Annotated in this window: 16 protein-coding genes; 7 read left to right on the top strand and 9 right to left on the bottom strand. The window is 34.1% G+C overall.

The genetic code is table 11. The features are described 5' to 3' along the window. Positions 1-73 precede the first annotated feature (73 nt). Complete coding sequence (locus ACTXGU_RS04580; RefSeq protein WP_443480320.1) at positions 74-1162, top strand: nitric oxide synthase oxygenase; 1089 nt, start codon at positions 74-76, stop codon at positions 1160-1162. A gap of 43 nt (positions 1163-1205) precedes the next feature. Here the strand turns inward: ACTXGU_RS04580 and ACTXGU_RS04575 are convergent, their stop codons facing one another. After that, positions 1206-1739, bottom strand: coding sequence for a hypothetical protein (locus ACTXGU_RS04575; RefSeq protein ID WP_443480319.1), 534 nt, complete (start codon positions 1737-1739; stop codon positions 1206-1208). 152 nt (positions 1740-1891) lie between these two features. Continuing rightward, on the bottom strand, positions 1892-2518 hold the full coding sequence (locus ACTXGU_RS04570; RefSeq protein WP_443480318.1) for a DUF421 domain-containing protein: 627 nt from the start codon (positions 2516-2518) through the stop codon (positions 1892-1894). Between the two features lie 482 nt (positions 2519-3000). Between ACTXGU_RS04570 and rpoN the strand changes: the two genes are divergently transcribed. The 3 genes from rpoN to ACTXGU_RS04555 all read left to right on the top strand — a co-directional run bounded on the left by rpoN (position 3001) and on the right by ACTXGU_RS04555 (position 6428). Then, positions 3001-4338, top strand: coding sequence for an RNA polymerase factor sigma-54 (gene rpoN / locus ACTXGU_RS04565; protein ID WP_443480317.1), 1338 nt, complete (start codon positions 3001-3003; stop codon positions 4336-4338). 484 nt (positions 4339-4822) lie between these two features. After that, entirely contained in the window at positions 4823-5578 is a 756-nt protein-coding gene (locus ACTXGU_RS04560) for a DeoR/GlpR family DNA-binding transcription regulator (protein ID WP_443480316.1), read from the top strand. 31 nt (positions 5579-5609) lie between these two features. Next, positions 5610-6428 carry a Cof-type HAD-IIB family hydrolase gene (locus tag ACTXGU_RS04555; RefSeq protein ID WP_443480315.1) on the top strand — a complete coding sequence of 273 codons (819 nt, stop codon included), beginning with the start codon at positions 5610-5612 and terminating at the stop codon, positions 6426-6428. A gap of 99 nt (positions 6429-6527) precedes the next feature. Here the strand turns inward: ACTXGU_RS04555 and manZ are convergent, their stop codons facing one another. The 5 genes from manZ to ACTXGU_RS04530 all read right to left on the bottom strand — a co-directional run bounded on the left by manZ (position 6528) and on the right by ACTXGU_RS04530 (position 12403). Further along, a complete protein-coding gene (gene manZ / locus ACTXGU_RS04550) occupies positions 6528-7397 on the bottom strand; it encodes a PTS mannose transporter subunit IID (protein WP_443480314.1) in 870 nt (289 codons plus the stop codon). 77 nt (positions 7398-7474) lie between these two features. After that, entirely contained in the window at positions 7475-8287 is an 813-nt protein-coding gene (locus tag ACTXGU_RS04545; RefSeq protein WP_443480313.1) for a PTS mannose/fructose/sorbose transporter subunit IIC, read from the bottom strand. A 65-nt stretch (positions 8288-8352) separates the two neighbouring features. Then, positions 8353-8826, bottom strand: coding sequence for a mannose/fructose/sorbose PTS transporter subunit IIB (locus ACTXGU_RS04540; RefSeq protein WP_443480312.1), 474 nt, complete (start codon positions 8824-8826; stop codon positions 8353-8355). Continuing rightward, entirely contained in the window at positions 8823-9254 is a 432-nt protein-coding gene (locus ACTXGU_RS04535; protein WP_443480311.1) for a PTS sugar transporter subunit IIA, read from the bottom strand. Before ACTXGU_RS04535 ends, ACTXGU_RS04540 begins: the two co-directional genes overlap by 4 nt. A gap of 329 nt (positions 9255-9583) precedes the next feature. Continuing rightward, positions 9584-12403, bottom strand: coding sequence for a sigma 54-interacting transcriptional regulator (locus ACTXGU_RS04530; RefSeq protein WP_443480310.1), 2820 nt, complete (start codon positions 12401-12403; stop codon positions 9584-9586). Positions 12404-13024: 621 nt separating this feature from the next. On the opposite strand from ACTXGU_RS04530, the gene ACTXGU_RS04525 reads away from it, so the two are divergent. Next, positions 13025-13411 carry a YidH family protein gene (locus ACTXGU_RS04525; protein ID WP_443480309.1) on the top strand — a complete coding sequence of 129 codons (387 nt, stop codon included), beginning with the start codon at positions 13025-13027 and terminating at the stop codon, positions 13409-13411. Positions 13412-13647: 236 nt separating this feature from the next. Here the strand turns inward: ACTXGU_RS04525 and ACTXGU_RS04520 are convergent, their stop codons facing one another. After that, positions 13648-13956, bottom strand: a complete 309-nt coding sequence (locus ACTXGU_RS04520) for a (2Fe-2S) ferredoxin domain-containing protein (RefSeq protein WP_443480308.1) — start codon at positions 13954-13956, stop codon at positions 13648-13650. A gap of 252 nt (positions 13957-14208) precedes the next feature. Between ACTXGU_RS04520 and ACTXGU_RS04515 the strand changes: the two genes are divergently transcribed. Beyond that, positions 14209-15330 (top strand): 3D domain-containing protein, encoded by a 1122-nt coding sequence (locus tag ACTXGU_RS04515; protein ID WP_443480307.1) that lies wholly within the window; start codon positions 14209-14211, stop codon positions 15328-15330. A gap of 307 nt (positions 15331-15637) precedes the next feature. Here ACTXGU_RS04515 and ACTXGU_RS04510 read toward each other — a convergent pair whose 3' ends face one another. Then, positions 15638-17089 (bottom strand): glycoside hydrolase family 68 protein, encoded by a 1452-nt coding sequence (locus tag ACTXGU_RS04510; RefSeq protein ID WP_443480306.1) that lies wholly within the window; start codon positions 17087-17089, stop codon positions 15638-15640. Positions 17090-18307: 1218 nt separating this feature from the next. Between ACTXGU_RS04510 and ACTXGU_RS04505 the strand changes: the two genes are divergently transcribed. Continuing rightward, positions 18308-18502, top strand: a complete 195-nt coding sequence (locus ACTXGU_RS04505) for a hypothetical protein (RefSeq protein ID WP_443480305.1) — start codon at positions 18308-18310, stop codon at positions 18500-18502. Positions 18503-18528 lie beyond the last annotated feature (26 nt).

Raw genomic sequence — 18528 nt, 5'->3', positions numbered from 1 at the left:
AAAGTAGTTTACTTTTTCGTTTAAAATCTGCTGTGTTATGATAAAGCCAGTATTGCTAATAGGGAGGACTATTTTGCGTCGATCAATAGACATTCTACAAGAAGCAGCAGCATTTATTTATACTTGTTATCACGAATTAAACAAAAGTGCACAGCAAATAAAAGATAGAATAGATAAGATAAAAAAGGAAATAAACGAACAAGGCTACTATACACATACAAAGGAAGAGTTAGAGCATGGAGCAAAAATGGCATGGCGAAATAGTAATCGCTGTATCGGGAGGCTGTTTTGGGAAAGCTTGCATGTAATCGATAAAAGAGAAGTGAAGACTGAAGAGGAAATGCGGGATGCCTTGTTTGATCATATTTCGTATGCAACAAATGGTGGCCAAATACGACCAACTATCACGATATTCCAGCAAAAAACGGAAGAAACAACGATGCGAATATGGAATCATCAATTAATACGCTATGCAGGTTATGAAACAGAAGAGGGAGTAATAGGGGATCCAGATTCTCTGGCGTTTACTGAATGCTGTCAAAAATTAGGGTGGACCAGCAGCAAAACCGATTTTGATGTATTGCCATTAGTGGTACAAATCAATGACAATCATCCAAAGGTTTTTGATATTCCAGAAGAATTACTGCTTGAAGTACCTATTCGCCATCCCGAATTTAGACGGTTCGTTGATTTACAATTAAAGTGGTACGCTGTTCCGATTATTTCAAGCATGTGTTTAGAGATTGGCGGTATTACATATACAGCTGCACCATTTAATGGCTGGTATATGGGTACAGAAATAGGAGCCAGAAACTTGGCAGATGAAAATCGCTATAATATGCTGCCGAAAATAGGTATTTTAATGGAGTTGGATATGCACAAAAATATGTCTTTGTGGAAGGACAGGGCACTGGTGGAATTAAATATTGCTGTTTTACATTCTTTCCGTGAAGATGGAGTAATGATTGTTGATCATCATACAGCTGCACAGCAATTTAAAACATTTGAAAAGAAAGAGCAAGTGAAAGGAAGAGAAGTTACTGGGAATTGGGCATGGCTTATTCCGCCTTTATCACCAGCGACAACCCATATTTTTAATAAGCAATATGACAACGAAGTGAAAACACCAAATTATTTTGATCAAAAAAGACCGTATGAATAAATTATTTGCGGTCAATGGCGTAACTGAGTTTACTTAAATATTGCTACTGTCCTGTAAATTCAGTTACGCCAAATGTTTGATTATAATCATATCCATTAAATAAAATATCTAAATCGTGAAAGTAGCGATGAAGCAAACGCATCGCATCTCGATCATCCCCGTTTATGACTTGTTGTGCATGTTGTTGAATGCTTTCCAGATCATGTTTGATTTTTTTATTTTTTACCGATACATTCTCTAATTGCTGCAGGATGGAGGAAGCCGCTTCTTTTTGTTCGCTGTAACTAGCTGTCTCCATTTTTCCCCAACCGAGTGTCTCATTGTAAAAATTATGCCAGTCTGCAATAAAGGTATGGCCATTTGTTTCATCCGCTAGTGTTACGACATCTTCCTCGACAGGATCATTGACGGTTTTTTTAGTAAAATCCGCTGATTCTCCAACAGCTGCACTCTTCCCTGTTTGTTGTGCTTTTTCTTTTTCTAAAAAAAGCAGCAACCCAAAAGATACAGAGGCAATAAGCGCACCTCCGCCAATAATAATGCCGAAACACCATAAAAGAATTTTTTTCCAGTTCATGATAAACTAGGACACGCTCCTTTTAATTGAAAGATTAGCTGTTTAATAGTCTATCATTATGATTTTTACATTTCAAATTTTTACAAAGATGCCAACTTTTAAAAAAGAGAAAAAAGGAAAACAAAAAATTTTGTTTTCCCTTTCAATTAGAATTAATATGTATAAAGCTTTAAATCATTTTTATAATATTCGGCAAAAAAGACATCTTCTATTTTATAGCCTTTTTCTTCTAACATGGTATGCAGCCATTTTTCGTCTTTGCCGATATCCTCTAATCCTTCTTGATGAATATCTCCATCGGATATTAACATATAAGAATAATCTTCATCATCCATATGAATTACAGTTAATTGACCATTTTGTTCAATTTGGGCTTTTTTTAATGAGCCAATATAATGGATATCTTTTAACCGCAGCATCGTATGAAATGTTTTCGTTGATAACTTAGCTTTTTTAAAATTATCAATCAGCAAGACACCATCCTGCACAACGACAATTCTTTCCCCATCGATAAATTGTTTTACAAATCGATTTTTCAGTCTTAAAATCCGGATAATGTAGACTAAAAACCCCCATATCAATAAAACAATCAAAAACTGCATTATTGTGATTGCAGGACTGTAAATAATTCCTCCAACAATGCCCCCTAATACATAGTTTTGAATCTGATCAGCTGCAGTCATCGGTGCTAAGTTTCCTTTTCCAGACAAATTCATCAAGATAATTAAACAAAAAAATCCTATGGTTAATTTTATCGCAACCTCTACATATATAGTCATAAAATCGGACCTTTCTATATATACTTTACTGTTCATTACGATGGTATGAATGAAGACAATCAATGTTTATGTATTCTCGGCAATATCACGTTTATCATTGCCAATTTTATGTTTTGTATTCACTAATAACCTATAGTAAATATTATGCAAATTCGATATAATGATAGTATAATATTTAATTATCTAAAAATTTTTACTATTAAAAGAAAACGCATTCATATTTTTATCAATAAATGCAGCCTATATTCAGTATCAGTAGATGTTCAAAAAGCAGAGTAGATAAAGCCAAGGGCCTTGAAGTTACAAAGTCCGGAGCTACGTAATGATGGAAGTGAAGAAGTAAGGAAGAAATCCATGAGACGGCTCATGAAGGACAAAAGAAGGGAAAAAGAAGCAAGTTTTGTTCATGAGATGGTATATAAAGGAAAGTCCGCGGTTTTAACGAATTCATTAATAGTATTTGGATGTTTGGAGGGATTAAGATGAATCTGCAGCCAACTATTTTACAATATCAAAAAGCAGCGATGGTTTTAAATCACGAAATGCTTCAAACGATATCACTTTTAGCATATTCTACTGATGACTTGCTTGATTATATTCGTGAACAAGCAATGGAGAATCCGTTAATAGAATGTGAACAAAGTTTGCAGAATGCTGTGGCGCAAGGAGATGGCGATGAATTTCCTAGGAAAGAAAAAAGACAACAAAATACGAGTGAAAAAAACGACATCATTGAAAATTTAAAAGATACAAATGGTACAACATTAGCGGAGTTTCTTTTGGAGCAGGCAAGATTGTTAAAAATAAATGAAAACGATTACAAGAAGTTAGCATATTTTATTTATAGTCTTAATGAAAATGGTTATTTAACTACATCGTTAGAAGAAATTGCTGCTAATTTATCACTTACAGCAGAAGAAGGAAGAAATTATTTAACTTTATTGCAAAGCTTGGAACCGACTGGAGTTGGGGCAAGAAATCTGCAGGATTGTTTGCTGCTTCAGTTGAAAAAAAAATATCCGGAAGACAAATTGGCAGCTGCTATTGTAGCCGATTATTTTGTTCTTTTTGCAGAGAAAAAGTGGAAAAAGATTGCAAAAGAATTAAGTGTAGACGTATCTGCTATTCAAGAAGTGCAAATGAAGGTTCTAGAACTTCAGCCGAGACCTGGTCTATGCTTTCAGCAAGATTTGTCATTATATATCCGACCAGATGTTTCTGTTTATTGTGTAAATGGCAACTTCGAAATCCAGTTGAAAACTCAATTTTTTCCTAAGTTTACTATAAATGAAGATTATATGTTCCTTTTAAAAAATAAAAAAGGAAAGGAGTATGAGTATATACACAAGAAATATGCAGAATTTCAATCATTGCGAAACGGTTTAAAGCAAAGAGAGGCTATTTTACTTCAAGTTAGTACCATTATTGCACAACTGCAAAGCGATTTTTTTGATAAAGGTTCGAGTAAATTAAAGCCATTAACATTAAAACAAGTAGCAGATGCACTCGGTGTACATGAATCAACCATCAGCCGTGTAGTTGCCAATAAATATATGGAAACATCATTTGGAATAATTCCTTTAAAATCATTTTTTAGTCAAGGAATGAAAGGGGAAAATGAAAAGGAACTATCGTCTGCTGCTGTAAAAAAAGCAATGATTGATTTAATAAAGGAAGAAGATAAAAAGCATCCTATTTCTGATGAGAAAATAAAAAAATTATTAGAAACAAATCATAAAATGTTTGTGTCAAGACGTGTTATTACAAAGTATCGCGAAGAATTAAATATTCCTTCTTCTACAAGAAGAAAGCAGTTTTAAAAGGAAAGGGGCTGTTAAACTTGCCTGTTGATTTCCGCTCCAGGCGTTCGCTTTCCGCGGGCGGTCTGGGAGCATCCTCAGCGCTGTGCGGAGGCCACTGAAAAACTGATTATTTTTTAAAAAAACTTGAATTGTCATCTATATACAGATGACAAATGAGTTTATCATTCTATATATAGTAGGTTGTTCGTATCTTTTTCCTTTCCGATGGACTTTTTCAGTGGCCTTGCTGTGCGCCTGTGGGGTCTCCCTCTGACTCGCTTTTCCTGCAGGAGTCTCACACCTTCCGCTCCAATCAACATAGTGCCAAAATCAACAATGAGCTTAAACATAGCCAAAGAAAAAAATCTCCTTTTTCTACTTGAAAGGAGATTTTTTTCCTTTTGATATAAGTGTTTTTTTGTTAATTTATTGAAAAACAAGTGTTTATCACTTGTAATTACTTACATAAATACTTATAATTACTTATATAAAGGAGGTTAATATGTATCAAGAAGAACGACTTGTTAAAATACTTGAAATATTAAATAAACAACATAGCATGGCTGTTCAAGAAATTTGTGAGCGCTTTAATATTTCTCGAGATACGGCAAGAAGGGATATAGTAAAGCTGGTAGAGCAAGGTGCGGCAATCCGAACACATGGCGGAATTTCTCTGCCTGCGATAAAGGAGACGATTTTAGCTTATAGAGAAAGAGTTCAATCGTTTTCAAATGAAAAAAGAAGAATCGGCAAGTATGCTTCAGGCTTTTTGGATAAAGATGGAGTTTATTTCTTTGATGTTTCAACAACGGTTTGTTGCTTGGCAGAACAAGTAAATAAGCAGATGCAAGTATTTACTCATTCTTTAGATATTGCAGAAGTGCTGGCTAATCAATCATATGCTTCCCTTTTTCTTTTCGGGGGAAAATTAAATGAACAAAATCGTTTTTTCTTTGATATCGAAAGTATCAATCAACTAGATAAAATCAAATTTGATGCTGCTTTTCTAGGGGCAGCTGCGGTTATGGAAGATGGCATTTACTTTGAAGATAAAGAAGATGCTTCCATTAAAAACATGGTTGTTCATAAAAGTTCTAAAAATATTATTCTGGCTGATTTTAATAAATTTTCTTCAAATAGTTACTATAAAGGGATGAACTGGGAGAACATACATGTTCTTATTACAGATCAGTCGCCTCCGCCCGTATTTTGCGACATTATTTCTGCTCATAACATAATGCTTTGTATTGCTGATTAAAGAATAATCAGTAGATTGGGAGATGATAAGGGTGTATAAACTTATTTTCAGTGATATTGATGGAACATTGTTAAATTCTAATCACCAAATTAGTGAAGAAACACAAAACTCCTTAAAATTTTTACAGCATAAAGGGATTCCTTTTGCTCTCGTTTCAGCAAGAATGCCAGAAGGGATCTTTCCGCTGCTGAAATCTTGTCAACTAAATGAACCGATTATTTGTTTTAGTGGAGCACTATTATTAGGAAAAGAACAAATAAATGGGGAAAGAGAGATATTGTATAAAGCGACAATGAAGGAAAAAGATGTTGAAGAAATTTACAAGTTAGTTTCTTTACAGTTTCCATCAGTTTGTTTCACCATGTACAGTAAAGACAATTGGTTTGTGGAATCTCTGAAGGATGAATGGGTAGAACAGGAGCAAGAAATAACCAGCATTATCCCAAAAATTTTTGTTTTTCATTCGTCATCTTATCCATCTGTTTACAAAATTTTATGTATGGGTACACCTGAGCATATTACTTCACTTGAAAAGGAGCTAAAGAAGGATTATCCCAAACTCTCTATCTATAAATCTAAAGCAACTTATTTGGAGATAATGGCAGAAGGTGTTAAAAAATCTAATGCCATTTGTATTCTTGCAAATCAATTAGGAATTTATCAAGATGAAATAATGGCATTCGGTGATAATTATAATGATATCGATATGCTGAAGTATGCTGGATTAGGGGTAGCAATGGGGAATGCACCACAGATTGTAAAAGATGCTGCAGATTTAATTACAAGCAGTAATGATGAAGACGGGATTGTAAAAGTAATCGATCAATACTTTAGTAATAAAGAACAGTAATTAACCGAAAAGGGATTCTATTTCCTCAAGAAACAACGAAGAAATCAGAATCCCTTAATCATGCAAATATTTAATGGCTATACAGCAATCCTAAGCGAATTACGCTAAAATTTTTGCCCAGTAGCCTAAAATACCGATGACAAAAATCGATAAGATTAATATCAATGGATTTACTTTTTTCTTTAATAGTTTAGCAACTAAGAAGGTTAATAATAATGGAACTAATCCTGGCATTAATTGATCCAGTACACTTTGAATTGTTGTAACGGTTGTATTGCCTGCTTGGTCAGTTAACTCTGCAATTTTAACAGGAATATTGATACTGGTCCACTTACATACTAGCGCACCCATTACGAAGAGACCCAGAATGGAGGCGCCTTCTGTTAATTTTTGCAGTCTGTTTCCTGCAAGGTCGGAGATGATTTCCATCCCTTTACTGTAGCCGTAGCGTACACCATACCATACAACACCTAAACGGATCACATTAAATACCAGGAAGAAAATAAGCGGTCCAATAATGCTTCCAGTTAATGCAATAGATGCCCCAAGTGCACCAAGTACAGGGCGCAGCGTACCCCAGAAAATAGGATCCCCGACACCAGCAAGTGGTCCCATTAGACCGACTTTTACACCAGCAATAGAACTATCTTCAATTTCTGCACCATTTGCTTTTTTCTCTTCCATCGCAGCGTTAACGCCAATGATTGGTGCGGCTAAAAACGGCTGTGTATTAAAAAACTCTAAACCGCGTTTCAGTGCTTTGTTGCGATCTTCTCCTTTTTTATACAGTCTTTTAATGGCTGGGATCATGGAATAGCAATATCCAATTGCCTGCATTCTCTCAAAGTTAAAGGATCCTAATAATAGATTTGTCCGGAAAAACATTTTCGTTAAATCTTTTTTTGTTAATTTTACTTCTTCTGTTTGTATTTCCGTTTCGATAGATGTTTTCTTTAATGATTCACCCATATTGATTGCCTCCTTTTTGTTAAAAAGATAAAAAAGTATACTATTCAACCCAGATGAACAAGGCGCTTCCGCTTTTCTTAACTGTCTAAATCATCATCTAAATCATCGTCAAAACTTGCATTGGTTGGTGAAGCAGCTGCGACAGCTTGGTTTTTCGCAACGTTATATTTTGGATGCAATTGAATATAAACAATTGCAGCAACTATTCCTATGACACCAAATGCCACTAGGTTAAAGTTTAAAAATGCTGCGAATACAAATCCAAGGAAGAAAAATGGCATTAAATATTTAGCGCCCATCATGTTAATAATCATGGCATAACCGACAATAACGACAATTCCGCCTCCAATTTGCAGTCCTTTTGTAATCACTTCTGGAATGCTGTTCAACATAGCTTCGAAAGAATGAACGCTGATTAAACTTACGATTAAAGTTGGAATAACAACGCGCAGCGCTTGGATGGCGAGACCGAAATAATGCATTCGATCAATACCATTAAAATTGCCTTCTTCTGCATATTTATCGGCACGATGCTGTAATCCGATTGTTAACGTTCTTGCGAAGATTGTCAGTACTTGGCCGGCGGCAGCTAAAGCTACTGCAACGGCAATCCCTTTTCCGATGCTTTGGTTTGCTGTAATAACAAGAATAGTAGATATAACACTGGCCATCGCCGTATCTGGTGCCATTGCTGCACCGATATTCATCCAGCCAAGGGCCATCATTTCTAATGTACCGCCAAGAATAATCCCTGTTTTAAGGTCTCCAAGTACAAGACCGATTAATGTACAAGCAACGATTGGACGATGTGTTTGAAAGGCATCTAATACACTGCCCATCCCTGTGATCGCAGCGATTATAAGAATTAAAACAATTTGTAAAGTCGTCACGATTATTCACCTCTCAAAAAGTATAATTTTATTAATATAAAAAGCTATTAGGACAAGGTATGCACTTACAATCTAGTCATTAAATCAACTTTTGGATCTGTAATTGCATGTCTTATTTCTAATTTAATATGATAGCTATCAAGTTTTTTAAAGGCTTCTATATCTTTTTCGTCAACATTGATCGCGTTGGCAAGCGGTCTTTTTCCTTCTTTAAAGCTCATCCCGCCGACGTTTACTTTATCAATTTTCACTCCACCCTCCACTACTCTTACAATATCAGTTGGGTTAGTGAAAAGAAGCAAAGTTTTAACGCCTTCATATTTAGGATTACTATAGGCTCTGAGCATTTTATCGATTGGAACTACACTTGCTTTAATCCCTGGAGGGGATACAGAAATCAACAGTGTTTTTCTTAATGTATCTTTTGCCACCTCATCAGATACGACAATAATACGTTCACAATCTGCTTCTTTTGACCAAGCTGTAGCAACCTGACCATGAATTAAACGATCATCAATTCGAACTAATGTAATATTCATAATAAATCATCCTCTCCGCTAGCGTCACTGTATGCCAAACTTTGTTTTAGAGACTTAACGCCATCTGCTGCTGTTTGACTAACGGCCTGAATTAGATCATGAAGATTATTTCTTTGCCGCTTATCCAGTCCTTCAATTAACATTGGTAAATTAACTCCAGCAATTACATCCATATCTTCCTTATCCGCAGCAATTAATGCTGCAGCATTATATGGGCTTCCTCCAAAGAGGTCTACCATAAATAGTGTTCCTTTACTACTATCTAATTCCTGTAATGCTTGGTGATACTTTTTTTGTAGATCCTCAGGTCCTTCTCCTGGAGAAAATGTTACATATGCTATATTTTCTTGTTTGCCGAAAATCATTTCAGCTGATTTGATGATTTCTCTGGAGAATTCCCCGTGAGTCGCAATAATAAATGCAACCATCTGATGCACCTCCTAATTTTTTTTGCCTTACACTAATATATAAAGCAAGAACCGTGCCAACTTTTCGGAAGTGAGCGATTGTTTTTTGCAAAAATAGAAAAAAATATTGATATTAAAGCGTTTTCATTCTTTGTGAAAAAATAATGTTTTTTTTAATTCGTTGTTTTTTGGGGTGGTTTTTCCGTATTTAATACACTAAAAAATAAGAAGCACTCAAAAATGCTTCAAATGCTTCTTATTTTGATACACTATTCTTTTTTTTTTGAGGAATTGATACACTAAAAAGGAGCGGCAGCATGTTAATAAAACACTTTATCGATAATATTTTATTATCTTTTTCTCAAACATTTTTCTTTTATTTCTTCAGAAAGTAACTCGACAATATAATAAAACTCATCATCTGATAACATAATATTTAATTGTTCATTAATTGTACTGAAGCAGCTTTTGATTGTTTTCATCCTATTAGTTATTTCTTCCGTTATTCCTTCATGATAAACTAATTCGGTTTTCATAATGGCTCTTTCCATCGCAAAGGCAGTATGCATGACAATCTTGATAACGGTCGTATTTTTAAAATGCATATCCCACTCTTTTTCTAATTGTTGACAAAATAACAATAGGCTGGATGTGGCACGATATGGATTTAAGTAGATTAATGTTTTTTTCATGCCATCTTCACATAAACTGCGGAGAATAACATCTGAGTGGCTGTTTTTTATGGTAATAGCATGGTTATTAATCACCTGTTCGATTATTCGTTCCCCTTTTCCTTCAATAAAATCTTCTAAAGAAATAAAAGGAGCATTAATACGTGGATTTTTCACCCCAATGGAAACGATAATGCTGTATTTTTTTTGTATTTCTTCGATAGATTCTTTTAAACCTGCTGTTGAAATAGGAATAACATCGATAGGTTCATCTGCGATTTCTGCAATATAAGACTTTACCATTTCTTTTAAGCGCAAAGCAGTACCTTTTCCTGTAGAACATATTGTGATAATGGCTTTTTTTTCGACTGTTTTTTTTGGAGCAGGTTCTATAATAACTTCGCTGTCATTATGATATCGAAGCGATGAATAGATGGTATTTAAATCCATTTCTAAAAAATTCGCTTTTCTGACGGCATCGAGTACTAGTGGAGTAGAGACCATATCAATCGTTTTTACGGTTATTCCGGATTTTTCAATTATTTTTTCCTCGAAATAAAATAAAGATCCCATATCTACAAGCATTAATACGCCTTCGCCTCGGTCCGTTTCTTTCACAGCATGCACAATCGTATCAAAAACATCGTGGAAGCTAACGTCAAGAGGCATATCAACTGCTCTTATATTATGCTCCCCTAATAGCTCTTGTGTAACGTTTACGATAGAGCTTGCTGTAGATACTCCATGTGCTGCAACAACAATACCGACTTTACCTTTATTATTCCATTCATCGGCTGAAAGAAGGAGCAGTGCTAAATACATCACTTCTAGCTCAGGAAGTACAATATTTAATGTAGCTTCAATTAATTCTTTCATTTTAAGGGCAACTTTATATTCGTTTTGATTCTGCTGCATCGTTTCATATATATCTTGAAGCATAGGATTATCTTTTTTTAACCGGTTCTTTCTATTTAATAATCCTTCCAAATGCAAACTGATAAAATAAATAAATTTATCATTAAAATGTCGCTGCAGTATGCTTTGTGATAAAGAACGCAGCTCTTCTGCAAGCAAAAGCACTTTTTTATCTACTAAATTGGCTAGTTTTGAAAAGTTTTGTTTTGTCACTTGCTGATAAAAGCTTTTGATATGAACTTTAATATCGGTTGTTACAAATTTATTGATTTCGTCTTTATCAATTCCTTCATCTTTTAAGAGTCGGGCTTTATCTTCAATAATTTTATACATGTCAAATGGCAGCTCATATACATCATCCTCTAATAAATCTTCATTTCCTTCCCCTGTAATATTAATGATTGGATCGACGAACTTTGCGATTTCTTCATTTTCTTGACGGTTTCGAGGAAGAAGACTCAGCCTTTCCTTCATTTCAGGAGGAAGAGTTTTAGCATATAAATAAACGGCAGACTCTTGAATACTCTCTAGAAAACCGTGGGCACAAACGAGTTGAATATTGGATTTAAGCTGACCGATATTTCCAAATGTTACACTTCCGATTAATGCTCGCATTACATCCTCATGAACACGAATACTTTTCTGAATACGCACCGCTTCTTTTCCAAGCAAAAACTTTGTTAGTTCAATTTTTTCTTTTACTTGCCGTTCATGAAAAGATGGCATCGTGATGGTAATCGGTATTCTTCGTAAAAAAGTGTTGAGAAAAGAAGAAGAAGGATCTTCTGTTGTAGCGCTGATAATTAATACTTTTGCTTTCCGGTTTCTTTCTGTTTCTCCTAATCGATTAAACAGACCATTATCCATAAAATAAAAAATCATTTCTTGTCCTTCTGGGGGAAGGCGATGTACTTCGTCTAAAAACAAAATCCCTCCATCTGCTTTTTCTACCATACCTTGTTTATCGGAAGTGGCACCAGTAAAGGCGCCTTTTATATGTCCAAATAATTGAGAAAGAAGCAATTGGGGGTTATGATAATAATCGGCACAATTAAATACAACAAAGGCAGACTTTTCATCCATCGATTCTGCAAACTTTGCGTAATTATGCATCATATGAGCAAATAATGTTTTACCGGAACCAGTAGGACCGAGTATTAATGTATGCAGCCCCTTAGGAGGATACACAATGGCTGCCTTTGCCTGTTCCACTTGTTTTTTTAAACTGCCTTCTACGCCAATCAAAAGGCGGAATGGATTTTGATCATATGATTGTTGTCCCTTTTTTTTCTTTTCATATAATTCCTTTAACGATGGAATTTCTAAGATGCTGCGATCGATAATATTCCCGAAATGATGTTTGATAACGTCACGTGGGAGATATAGTACAGGTCGTTTTTTGATTTTTACAACCTTCCCTAATCGCACAAGATTATTTAATTCTAAGCTTACATTATTTCTTAACATCGCTAAGTCTTCTACTAATTCATTTGCAGAAAAACCTTCTTTTACTATTAGTTCATCTTTTGATAATTTTTCGCACTTATCAACTAATAATTGAAAGATACGTTCCATTCTTTTCATTGAATCACCTCATATTGTGAAAAGCACTTTTAAACTCCCAAATTAGGAGCAAGCAAGTACTGCTAATGATGATTATATGTTTGTAAACCTTTTCATAGAAGTTTGACAACGGAAATATAGATGTTCTTATTATTTATTTTAAGGGATAAACGGAAAAAAAGCTTTAAAAAAAGGAGAATAATTGTGTGGAATTAGTGTCAGTTGGAATGAATGAAAAAAGAAGGGATAGTATACGATGTAATGATTTACAAGGAATAAAAATCTGTCAAATTAATGGTATACTAAAGATATTCGTTAACAATCTATTTTCCCTTTTATGTTTTGGCTCTTTTCGTATAGATTGTTGTTATTTAACCCGAAGCGTGTGGTAAGCCTCGGAAAACCGAACGAAAACCTCTTCGTTGCTTGGATTGTCACTACATATATTTTATTGCATTCACTTTTTCAGTGGCCTCGCTATGCTCCTGTGGGGTCTCATCTTTCTCGCTTTTCCCGCACGCAGGAGTCTACGTGTATTCAGGCTACTCTGTATGTCAAAAATGTTTTTATTTATTCAAAAACTACAGACTTTTAGAAAACAGCCTATGTTTTACTAGTTTTCATTTAAGGGAGAAAGGACAAATGATGCAAGAGTTAGAGAAAACGAAAGATTCACAATATATTCAGCAGCATTTGGCAAATGAGCGTACGTACCTTGCGTGGATAAGAACTAGTGTTACGATTATTGGTGTAGGTTTTTTAATAACCAATCTTCACTTTTCTACGCATAAAACAAATATAAAAATAGCCAATTTGTTAGCTGAAATAGTTGGGTTATCATCTATTCTGGTAGGAATCGTTATTATCCTGATGAGCACTTATTCTTATTTTCATAAAGGGAAAGACATTAATCAGCAGTCTTTTCTATTTCCCAAGATATTAATTATTGTTTTATCTTTATTGATTATCATTATATTTATCGTCTTTGCTGTCTATTACTTGTTTGTTTGGGGCTTGTTAGGAAAGTAAAAAAAGCATCTAACGATAACTATACTGTTAACGTAGATGCTTTTTTATTTTGGCTGTTTTCGTATAGATTGTTGCTTTTAAACCCGCAGCCTGAATACACTTCGTCCGTTTAGCGAGCGTCCTCGTCTTTCTCGCATTCCCACAGGAGTCTACGTGTATTCAGTCTGCTAAGAAACACTTTTCCAAATGTATTATGTAAAAAACAACAAACTTTGAGAAAACAGCCTTTATTTTGGTTAAGCCTTAGCCAATGTATGTATCACTAAATCCGCAACCGGCTCACCGTTAATAAAATGTTCTTCTGTAATTCTCTCCACATCATCTTCTGTAACGTTGTAATACCAAACTCCATCAGGATAAACAAGGACAAAGGGACCATTTCCACACATTCCTAAACAGCCTGTTTTCGTTATTTTAATCTCTTTATAAATGCCATGTTCAACAAATTGCTCTTTAAAAGCATCCATTACACTGTCAGCATCTGATTCACAATGTTGGCTTCCGCAATACAAAATATGTTTTTTTATTAAATTTAAACGACTCATTCACATCACTCTTTTCATAATAATGGAAGTTAACGTTAACATGTCTCCATTATATAGTGTAATGAATAGAAAATGAGCGTAAATGACATATTGTCGAAAAGTTGTCAATTATCTGAAAAAAGAAAAGAATTCCTTTCTTTTGATAATGTATCTCATCTGTAAAGAATTTTTAAGCGAAATGACTTTTTAGTTTAATTGGATTGTAACTTATTGGCACCTTTCTTATGGTATAACAATAGGGAAAGGGGTTTTATGATGCGTTCCTTAAAAAAAATGATGGTCATCGCACTGACAAGTATGTTTTTCCTGTCAACAGCAATAATGGCTCAAGCAGAAACGAATCAAGAATCACTGAAGAAAAATCAACGTGTAATGGACGAAAAAGTAGCAGAACAACAAAAAGTATTAAAAGAACTGGAAGCTGTACATAAAGATTTAGCAAATTTTAATAACGAATTGGAAAAAAATAAGAAAAGTATAGCTGCGTTGAAACAAGATATTGCAAATTCTCAAAAAAGGATAGAAGAGAAGAAAAAAGACATTGTGAAATTAGAAGATAAAGTACTTTCAAGAAAAAAAATCATGAAAGATCGCCTTGTCTCTCTGCAGCATAATAATCAAACGAATGTAGTTATTGAAGTTCTTGTTAATGCGAAGAACCTTTCCGATTTTTTAGATCGAGCAACGGCAGTTACAGTTATTTATAATATGGATAAAGAGATATTAGAGCAACAAAAAACAGATTTAGAAGAAATGGAAAAAGAAAAGCAAGAAATTGCAGAGGAAGAGAAAGAGCTGCAAAAGCAATTTCAATCATTGGCTGCCAATCAAGTAAATTTAGAAAAGAATTTGCAACAAAAACAAGAAGCGCTTGCTTCTGTTCAAAAAAAATATAAAACAATATCCAATGAGGTAAATCTTGCTAAAAAGGAAAAAGAAGCGATTCAATTGGAAATCAATCAGCAGCAAGATGATTTAAAGAAAGAGCAGCAAGAAGCGAAGACTAATAAAAAAACATTTACACAGCAAAAGCAAACAATAAAAAAAGCAGCAGCTGTTTCCAATACAAAAAAAGACAATGAAAGCGGAGAAGAAATATATGTGACAGCAACAGCCTATAGTCATGAAAGTGTAAGTTCGGAATTCACAGCGGTAGGGATTAATATTAAAAAGAATCCGAATATGAAATTAATCGCCGTTGATCCTTCTGTTATTCCATTAGGAACAAAAGTATGGGTGGAAGGCTATGGAGAAGCCATTGCCGGAGACACAGGCGGAGCAATAAATGGTCACAAAATCGATGTGCTAATGCCATCCAACAGCAAAGCAAGATCATGGGGGCGTCAAACAGTTAAAGTAGTGATTTTAGATTAAATTAAGAAAATATGGATTAATAGCTCTGCGGAAGTTCGCTTCTGCAGAGCTATTTGCTTTAAACGAATAGGACTTTTAAAATAGAGGCAGCCCGAATACACTTCGTCCGTTTAGCGACATACGCTCCTGTGTGGTCTCGTCTTTCTCGCATTTCTACAGGAGTCTATGTGTATTCAGTCTGCTGAGTACTTCTTCTCCCATTTTTTTACGTAAAAAACAACTAACTTTGAGAAAACAGCCAATTAAAAAAAGAAAATGCCGATATGCTTTCGACATTTTCTTTTCCTTAATATTATAAGGTTTTTTATTATTTAATTGTTAATTGGCCTTGTTCAAGAATGCTGTCTTTTACAACAGATGTTTTTGAACCTTTGATTTTCACTAAGAAACTTGGTGCGAAAGTAGCTTTATGATCTGCAAAGTAGCCTCTGTTTGTCATGTAGCTTGTGATTACTACATTATCACCTTTAACTTGTGGAATTGCAAAGTGAGCATAAGTCCAAGTGATGTCATATGGATTTAAGTCTTGATGCAATACTAGTCCAGTTCCGTTTAATGGTTTGTATGGTCCAGTGATTGAATCTGCTACATATCCTAACATGTAGATGTCTTCTTTATCAATTCCGTCAACGAACATTTTAGATCCACGTGTATCTGTGAATAAGTACCATTTTCCATCTTTTTCGAAAATGTTAGCACGTTCAATTTCATCTGTTACTATATTAGATGCAATAAGCGGCTTCATTACTTTTTTCAATGAATAATCATCATTTAATTCAACGATACCAAGTGCACCATTTGCTAATGAAGTGTAATATTTGCTTGGGCTTTGAAGCAATTTAGCTCTTTCTGCTTCGAAGAACTTTTTGCTGCCGCCATAGTATGCTCTATTATTGAACTGCTCTTCACCTTGATAGCCAGTTTCTGTTCCTGTGTTTGCTTCAAATACAAGGTATTTTTTACCGTTGTCTTCTACATAATGAGGATCTCTTAATGTATGGTTGTCATCAAAGTTGCCATTTCCGAAAGCTTGGTTCATAGTTTGGTAGTTTTTGCCGTCACCATCAAAAATCGATTTGAAATCTTCCACGCCATCCACTTTAAGCGTGTTGCCGTCTGGTTGAGATACGTTGATTTGAGCTGTTGTTAATGTTTGTTTACCAAAATATCCTTTTGATGCATCCCAGATTGAGCGATTTGTATAGAACAAGCGAACTTTTCCATCAGAAGTAAAAGTTGCAGATCCAGACCATTCTTCTGCTTGATTATGAAGAATAGGATCATTTGTATTAAATTTATCGCTGTCTTTAAATACTCTACCAGCAGATTTCCAAGCGTCAATTGAATTATCGCCTATTTTTTTATAGAACAAGTAAACAAATGTGTCCCATCCTCTTTTAGGATCTCCTGCTAAACCAAATGTGATTTCGTAGCCATTATAGTTTGCTACTGTTCCATCTGCGTTTTGCAGCGGCCAAGTATCCCAAACATCTAAATTAATAAGGTTTCCAAACTCATCGAAGCCTTTTGCTGATTCAACGTTTTTAATAGTCGATGCATCAAATTGAGGCACTTTAAATTGCTCGTTTGTTTGTTGCGCAGGAATTTTCAACGCATCAAAACGTGTAATGTGGGAAAAACCATAATCTTCTTTGAAACTCGTGCTTTCTTTTGCAGATGCTAGAGATGCACCACCTAACAGTAATGCTGTAGTAAAGGATACTGCTGTTGCTTTTTTAGCAATCTTTTTGATGTTCATGCTTTTTTTTCCCTCTCTTTTATATATGTATCTAAAAAGTTGGAAAACGATGTTAACCTGCTTTTTAGACCAAGAAATTGCCTCTGTGTTATTTATTTAGAATAGGTTGGATGCTAAATTAATATGATTCATAGTTTTGATTTGAAAACAATCGTTCAAACCAATAAATTATGTACAGTGTAACTTCGTAACATTGTCTACCTTTTTTTGATATGGAACGTAAATCTAATATTAACTTGTTTATATATAGCTATTTAATCGATTACCTTCATAACTTATTCAATACACAATGTACAAATATGAATATGAAACTATTAATGATTAGCCTCTATGAAGTCGGGCAAAATATTCTAAAAAAAATAACAAGATTTAATTTCAACACAAGATTACTTTGATAAGAAAGTTCAGTCAATTCGACCAAATGTAACAAACTTCTACATACAATCGTTATATGATAAAATATTACCAGGACGAAAATAATAAGTTTTTTCCATTTTATTAAAACAAGCTGGACGCAAAAAAATAATCCTATTTTTTCTTTTTTAAGAAAATATTTACTCTTTCTAATCAATGTTTATATGTTAACTTTTTATAAAAAATCTTTGCACAGCATACATTCCAAAGTTATTAAAATTAACTTTTATCGTTTCAACTCTACTATTTATTTTAATTAGGAATAGAATAGCAGAAGGTGTTGGATTTTAATCAATTACATTAATATTTTCTATTGTAAATATACTATTAACAGATCTGGGACAAAAGGATGAGATGGACTTTTAAACGAAATTAGGACCTTTAACATAAATTGTTTTTGGGAAAGCTGCTGTCACTCCCCTGAAAATATTAAAATTTGGTAAAAAATGATAGAGATATTATATAAAAGATAACTATCGTCCTCAATAGAATATACTGTATTTTCCAAATGTTATACTCTCTTATAGAACTATCCAGTACGTTCGAATAAAAATCTTAAATAAAAAGATGATTAAATAAATGAAATAAGAGCATGTTTTGAGTGATTTCAAAACATGCTTATTGATTTTTATACAGTTGGAAAGAGCGCATTTTTTACATCACAGAATTTTAGGCAAAGGAAGCCCATTCCTTCAGGTGTGGAGGAATGGGCTTTTTTTGAACATTTTGTTAAAAGGTACATTTGTTCCTTTTTGTTTGTTATAATTATTATACAAACAAACGTTCGTAAAGGGGGTTTTTGTAATGGCAAAGGAGACAACGCCTTCCTATGTAATAACGATGGAATTATGGACAAATCCTTCTATTATAAAAGATATTGAAAGCGATTTAGAAGTGAGTCGCGTCATTTATAATTCGTGTCTTGGAGAACTATTAAAACGTGAAAAACAAATGAAACGGACAAAGAAATATAAAAAATTAAGAAGATGCTGTTTCTAAAAAACTCTCCTATTATGAAACACAAA

The organism is Niallia sp. 01092 (genome assembly GCF_052318935.1).
Lineage (GTDB): Bacteria > Bacillota > Bacilli > Bacillales > Cytobacillaceae > Niallia.
This window is presented reverse-complemented; position numbering and strand designations above follow the sequence as displayed.

Coding starts and splice junctions, on each gene's coding strand:
- ACTXGU_RS04575 (WP_443480319.1), bottom strand. CDS start 1,739: ATGAACTGGAAAAAAATTCTTTTATGGTGTTTCGGCATTATTATTGGC.
- ACTXGU_RS04570 (WP_443480318.1), bottom strand. CDS start 2,518: ATGACTATATATGTAGAGGTTGCGATAAAATTAACCATAGGATTTTTT.
- rpoN (WP_443480317.1), top strand. CDS start 3,001: ATGAATCTGCAGCCAACTATTTTACAATATCAAAAAGCAGCGATGGTT.
- ACTXGU_RS04560 (WP_443480316.1), top strand. CDS start 4,823: ATGTATCAAGAAGAACGACTTGTTAAAATACTTGAAATATTAAATAAA.
- manZ (WP_443480314.1), bottom strand. CDS start 7,397: ATGGGTGAATCATTAAAGAAAACATCTATCGAAACGGAAATACAAACA.
- ACTXGU_RS04540 (WP_443480312.1), bottom strand. CDS start 8,826: ATGAATATTACATTAGTTCGAATTGATGATCGTTTAATTCATGGTCAG.
- ACTXGU_RS04535 (WP_443480311.1), bottom strand. CDS start 9,254: ATGGTTGCATTTATTATTGCGACTCACGGGGAATTCTCCAGAGAAATC.
- ACTXGU_RS04530 (WP_443480310.1), bottom strand. CDS start 12,403: ATGAAAAGAATGGAACGTATCTTTCAATTATTAGTTGATAAGTGCGAA.
- ACTXGU_RS04525 (WP_443480309.1), top strand. CDS start 13,025: ATGATGCAAGAGTTAGAGAAAACGAAAGATTCACAATATATTCAGCAG.
- ACTXGU_RS04520 (WP_443480308.1), bottom strand. CDS start 13,956: ATGAGTCGTTTAAATTTAATAAAAAAACATATTTTGTATTGCGGAAGC.
- ACTXGU_RS04515 (WP_443480307.1), top strand. CDS start 14,209: ATGATGCGTTCCTTAAAAAAAATGATGGTCATCGCACTGACAAGTATG.
- ACTXGU_RS04510 (WP_443480306.1), bottom strand. CDS start 17,089: ATGAACATCAAAAAGATTGCTAAAAAAGCAACAGCAGTATCCTTTACT.
- ACTXGU_RS04505 (WP_443480305.1), top strand. CDS start 18,308: ATGGCAAAGGAGACAACGCCTTCCTATGTAATAACGATGGAATTATGG.